We start from the raw sequence: 1,154 nt of genomic DNA on the forward strand, positions 1-1,154 counted from the left end.
ACGACCACCCCGGAACCGTCTGAGTCCGAGACGACCACCCCGGAACCGTCTGAGTCTGAGACGACCACTCCGACACCGTCTGAGACGACCACTCCGACACCGTCTGAGACGACCACTCCGGCACCGAGCTCTGGTGTGATCATCACTACCGGCCAGAGCGGTCCGATTGAGGTCAACGAGGAGATCCCCGCTGGTACCACCATCGGTAAGATCACCGACGGCGAAGGTAACCCGCTGCCTGCAGATAAGGTCGTCATTGATGAGACCACCGTCCCGAGTGGCACTACTGTTACCTACAACCCAGCCACTGGTGAACTAGAAATCACTGGTACTCCGGATACTGAGGGCGACACAACCGTCATTGTCACTGTTACCGATCCGGTAACTGGTGGCACTGTCACCGGTGAGGTTCCGGTCTCCGTGACCGACACGATCGCACCGACCATCGATTCCGATGGTCTGCCGACTATGGTTGAAAATGAGCCGCTGACCCCGACTGTTATCGCCACCATTAGCGATAATGCCGGCGTCCCGAGCGATGTGACTGTGACTGGCCTGCCGGATGGCGTGACTGCCACCTATGATCCAGTCACTGGCGAAGTGACCATTGAAGGCACTCCGACGACTCCGGGGGACTATGTTGTCACTATCACGGCAACTGACCCCTCTGGTAACACCACCAGCCAAGACATCCAAGCTAAGGTCCATCCTGCTGAGGATGCTCCGATTGTGGATGATTCGGATACCACCCCACCGTTGATCGAAGGCCAGCGCATGCCACACCTCGTCGAAGGTGAGCTAGCTACGGACACCGTGGTTGCCACGGTTACCGATGATGGCGCCCCGATGCGCGAGGACCAGGTGACCGTCAGCGGTCTGCCTGAAGGCATGACAGCGATCTACGATCCCGCCACCGGTGAGATCACTGTGTCCGGTACCCCTGCAGCTGGTACTGCTGGTGACTATGTTCTGACCATCACCGCAACGGATGATGCAGGCAACACCACGACGCAGAACATTAACTACAAGGTCCACCCGGCAGACAGCGGTACCACGGTGACCCCGGAACCGTCTGAGTCCGAAACGACCACTCCGACACCGTCTGAGTCTGAAACGACCACTCCGGAACCGTCTGAGTCCGAAACGACCACCCC

Annotated in this window: 1 protein-coding gene; it reads left to right on the plus strand. The window is 58.9% G+C overall.

What is annotated here, in order from left to right; all coding sequences use genetic code 11:
- Nucleotides 1–135: 135 nt before the first annotated feature.
- Nucleotides 136–1,154, plus strand: a 1,019-nt coding sequence (locus BMZ01_RS11235; protein ID WP_218140946.1) for a putative Ig domain-containing protein, incomplete at its 3' end; no start/stop codon positions are given.

This window comes from Corynebacterium spheniscorum (genome assembly GCF_900113445.1).
In the GTDB taxonomy this organism is placed as follows: domain Bacteria; phylum Actinomycetota; class Actinomycetes; order Mycobacteriales; family Mycobacteriaceae; genus Corynebacterium; species Corynebacterium spheniscorum.